This is a genomic window from Treponema sp. TIM-1, assembly GCF_046533115.1.
GTDB lineage: Bacteria > Spirochaetota > Spirochaetia > Treponematales > Breznakiellaceae > JAIRMO01.
Window position 1 is genome coordinate 1 of the sequence record NZ_JAJQRC010000079.1, and the last position, 4315, is coordinate 4315.

The following is a 4315-nucleotide window of genomic DNA, read 5'->3' on the forward strand; positions in this document are numbered from 1 at the left end:
GCACCGGTGTAGGGTCCATCACGCTGACGGGAGCTGCAACCGGGATAACCATCAATGCGGGCGGAGGAACAGAGGTCCTCACCGCCCTGGGTCCGGGCGCAACCATTACGCAGAATGCGGTCAGCAGCAACGCGCTGGTCCTGGGGCCCAGTCAAAAAACCATCATTGACCTTGGCGGTACCACCGGCGGGGCGTTCGGCAGGATCATCATCGGCGGCGGCACAGATCCCGGACAGATAACCTTTACGACGACCGACTCGGCCATACAGATTGGAGCCAGCCCGACCCTGACTACCGCATATTCGGCGGCGACTAAAATAGGGGGGGTAACCTTGGGGACAACGACTGTATCTATCTATACCGACAATCCCACTGCTGGTACTAGTGGGCCGGGTAAATTCACCGGTCTTAAGAACAGCGGCAGCCAGGTTATTACCGGTAGCAACAGCGGCACCGCCACCATTTATATTGACAGTACGCAGGATGTAGGTATCTAACCGACTAACTGCCAATGTGTTGTCCGAACAGGTTAAAACCTGTTCGGGCAGCCCGGCAACGGGCGTTACGCCCCATCCGTGTGATCCCCAAGCCTATGGTCCGGGGATCACACGGATTATCATATTCGGAACACCCATTCTTCCCTCTCCTCATTCCTCCCTCCTCTCTCTTAATTCCTCCTTCGCCTTATGCTCATTTAATTGACCGCGCAGCGGTCTACCCTGTGGTTAAATTCTTACTAATGCACCGCCTTCGTGGTAAATTTCTTACTAATGCCGTCTACCGGCCCGAACTAGCTTCCCCCATTTTGGCCTTGGTTTTAAAAATTCTCCTTTATTTCGAAACGTTTAATGGGGATTGCGGATTTTAATGCCTTTGCCAGCTTGTTGTAATCGGTAGAAGTGGGGAGGGCCACCAGGAGTTTCAATTTAGTACCGTTATCCTTGGAAGCCTGGTTAACATCCATGGCCAGCATCTTGATGCCGAAGGTGCCAAGGATTTCCAGGGTTTTCTTGGTATCGGGATTGGCTTCTTTATAGAATATGACCAGCGTTTTGTTCCGCTGGGCAGGAAAAAGCCGCCGCTCCAGTTTACCCAGGAGCCAAAGGGTGGAAAGCCCCAGCACCTCCGCGACCAGGGCCGCGATGAACATGCCGCCGCCAATGGCAAGCCCCAGCGCGGCGGCAAACCAGAGGGAACCCGCGGTGGTAAGTCCCCGGACATTGTTACCCAGTCTGAGGATGGCCCCGGCGCCGAGGAACCCTATGCCCGAAACAACCTGGGCGGCAATACGGCCGGGATCGCCATTTTTCAAGGCGCTAAATTCCTGGGGAAGCCAGATAGAAAGCAGCATGAGGAGGGTTGCCCCCTCGCAGATGAGGATATGCGTCCGCAGCCCCGCCACCTGGTGCTTACTGGATCGCTCAAACCCAATGATCGCCCCTGCGATAAAACTTATGACAAGGCGGATGATCATATCCAATTCAGTCAAGTGAAGCGAAGTCATATCCTAATTAACCTTGAGGTTTTCTGGGTAAAAACCGCCTTGCAAACGTTGTCATAGCAGCTATTGACGGGATCGCCGGCTTCATCCAGGTAAACGATGTCCATAGCATCTCCTTTTCCTAGTATACACCGGGAAAGGTTTTTTTCCAATAGGAAAGTGCCTGGGCGCCGCTTTGCTAAAGCCCTTGCGTAATTCGGCCCGCCGGATAATAATAAAGGAGGGGCTTGGGCCCGGTTTTACGTTAAAATCTACGGCTGCTGTTTTGGGTGGGTTTTGAAACGGCTTATAGGAGGTGGTTTCTATGGCGTCCTTTAATCCTGGCTTGTTGGCTGAATTTGCCCGGCATTACGGGTTTCACTATGACCTATGCGATCCCCGGGTGTTGATTCGGGACGCGCTAACCGATATGGAACGGGGCTTGAAGGGGCAGAGTTCGAATCTCCCCATGATCCCCGCATATATAAGTCCTATTACCCGGGTACCGCCGGGGAAAACCGTGATCGCCCTGGATGCGGGGGGGACCAACCTCCGGGCCGCCCTGGTTTGTTTTGATGACCAGGGAAAGGCACAGCCGGAAAACAGCCGGAAGGTTCCCATGCCCGGTACGAAGGGCCGGGTGGACGCGGAAACCTTTTTTAACGAAATCGCCGGCCTGATCATCCCCCTTTTTGAGGAGGCCCGGAGCGCCGGTAAAACCATTGAGGGGGTAGGTTTTTGTTTTTCCTATCCCATGGATATTACCGCCAATTCCGACGGGACCCTTTTGGCCTTTAGTAAGGAGGTAGACGCCCCGGACGTGATTGGCAAGGCCATAGGCCAGGGGCTTCGGGACGCCCTGATCCGGCGGGGAACCAAGCCCCCGGAACGGATTGTGCTCTTAAACGATACCGTGGCGGCCCTCCTTTCCGGCTTGGCGGAGATACCCCCCAACGGCGGAAAATGGCGGGGGGCGGATCTGTACGGCAAAACCGGGGGACCGGTGATCGGCCTTATTTTAGGAACCGGATTCAATATCGCCTACCCGGAAAAAAACATCCCCAAGATAGGGTTTGCTTCGGAAAGCTCCCCCCAGATCGTGGTATGCGAGGCCGGGACCTTTCACCCCCGGTACCTGGGCATTTTAGACCGGGAGTACGATGCCACCACTAAAAATCCCGGGGTATATACCATGGAAAAGTCAAATGCCGGGGCGTATCTGGGCCCCCTGACCCACCACATCCTGAAACAGGCGATCCGGGACGGGGTATTGCGGTTTAAAAAGTCTGAGGAATTTCTCTCCTGGCCGGCGCTGCAAACCAAAGATTTAAACGCCTTTATGTACGCCCCCCTTGCCGGGGAAGGGCCCCTGGGGGAACTTTTCGGGCCCGATGAGGAGGATGCTCTGACCTCCCTGGTGTATCTTACCTCAATCGTAACCGAACGGGCGGCGCTCTTTTCCGCCGCCGTGGTGGCCGCCGCGGTGGAACGGACCGGTTCAGGCTATGATCCCTTTGTCCCGGTCCGCATTGCCGTGGAGGGGACCACCTATGTGATCTACAAGGGGATGCGGGAAGCCCTGGAATCCTATCTCCATGCCATACTGTTTTCCCCCGTGCCCCGATCCTATGTGATTGCCCCGGTAGAACAGGCCTCGCTTTTCGGCGCGGCGGTAGCGGCCCTGCATTAGCAGCGGGATCGGACTAAAGCGCCGGATTAAAGAACCGGAGTATCCTGAGTAACAGACCGGCCTCTTGCGGCGGGGGGAGGTCCCCGGGGAAAAGGTGGTGCAGTTCCGGGGCGGTCTTGGCGCCGGCGTTTTTCGGCGCCGAGGCGTTCAGGTCCAGCAGGCGCTTTAGCTCATGCAGTTCCGGCCGGTACTCAAAGTGCATATTGTCGTAAAGCGCCCATTTGCCTCCCCAGGTAAAGCCCTCACTTTCAAAGATCCGGATCACCGCATCCGGGGGCTGCCACCGCCTTTCCAGGGGGACAAGCATCCAATCTTTATTCCGATCCCGTTCCCATTGCCAATATATGGCCTTGTTCCCCAGCCGTTTCGGCTGGATATCCACCGCCAGCCCCCAGCTATGGTTGCTCCGGCGCTGGGTCCCCTGGATTTCCCGCCAGTTGTACCCCCCCAGGTATGAAATTGACGCCACAAAGGACTCAATTTCCTGGTCCCCGGCAGCGGCTTCCCTAATACGCCGGTCCACCCGGCCCAAGGGCTCCACAATAAGGTGGTGGACGGTAACGCTGTGCCCTAAAAAGCTGATCTTTTTCAGGTTTTGCTCTACTTCCGCCCTGGTTAGGTTTCCGTACAGGGCGGCCTCAAAGGCGTTATTGTGATCCACCCGGTTGAACCGGACCTCGGTGCTGCCCTGCTGGCGGAGCCGTTCCACCTGCTCCGGGGAAAAGCTCCGGGGGTCAGGGACCTCCGACGGATACCGGTAATATCCGTGGGGGCCATAGGATTCCCACTTGCCCCGAAGGGAGGCGGGGAGTAGCCGTCCCTGGGCCCAATAAAAGGTTTCCCCCCCCACGGTGATGCTCCAATCATCCCCGGCCCAGGCCACGGCACTTACCCGTTTCGGGTAGGCGTGGAGGTAAGCATAGAGGACCAGTTCCCCGGTAATTTCCTGGGTAGCAGCCCTAAAAAGGGAGAAGAAAAAAAACAAACCCAGAAACAGGTAAACCCTTCGGGTAATTTGAAAAGACATCATGGCGCTTCCCCTTCCAATACTTGGTAAGGACCCGCGCAGAAATAACATGACCGATTGGTCATGTTATTTCCTTATTGCATAAGCAATTAGAATAAAATGCATGGCATTTTATTCT

At 56.0% G+C, this 4315-nt stretch carries 4 protein-coding genes; 2 read left to right on the forward strand and 2 right to left on the reverse strand.

What is annotated here, in order from left to right; all coding sequences use genetic code 11:
* Positions 1-497, forward strand: a 497-nt coding sequence (locus LQZ21_RS14800; protein WP_411045351.1) for a hypothetical protein, incomplete at its 5' end; no start/stop codon positions are given.
* A 320-nt stretch (positions 498-817) separates the two neighbouring features.
* On the opposite strand, the gene LQZ21_RS14805 is transcribed toward LQZ21_RS14800, so the two are convergent.
* On the reverse strand, positions 818-1504 hold the full coding sequence (locus LQZ21_RS14805) for an MgtC/SapB family protein (RefSeq protein WP_411045352.1): 687 nt from the start codon (positions 1502-1504) through the stop codon (positions 818-820).
* Between the two features lie 301 nt (positions 1505-1805).
* On the opposite strand from LQZ21_RS14805, the gene LQZ21_RS14810 reads away from it, so the two are divergent.
* On the forward strand, positions 1806-3170 hold the full coding sequence (locus LQZ21_RS14810; RefSeq protein ID WP_411045353.1) for a hexokinase family protein: 1365 nt from the start codon (positions 1806-1808) through the stop codon (positions 3168-3170).
* 13 nt (positions 3171-3183) lie between these two features.
* On the opposite strand, the gene LQZ21_RS14815 is transcribed toward LQZ21_RS14810, so the two are convergent.
* Positions 3184-4200 (reverse strand): M15 family metallopeptidase, encoded by a 1017-nt coding sequence (locus LQZ21_RS14815; protein ID WP_411045354.1) that lies wholly within the window; start codon positions 4198-4200, stop codon positions 3184-3186.
* Positions 4201-4315: the final 115 nt, after the last annotated feature.

Excerpts from the sequence above, each read along its gene's own strand:
- LQZ21_RS14805 (WP_411045352.1), bottom strand. The coding sequence starts at position 1,504 with ATGACTTCGCTTCACTTGACTGAATTGGATATGATCATCCGCCTTGTC.
- LQZ21_RS14810 (WP_411045353.1), top strand. The coding sequence starts at position 1,806 with ATGGCGTCCTTTAATCCTGGCTTGTTGGCTGAATTTGCCCGGCATTAC.
- LQZ21_RS14815 (WP_411045354.1), bottom strand. The coding sequence starts at position 4,200 with ATGATGTCTTTTCAAATTACCCGAAGGGTTTACCTGTTTCTGGGTTTG.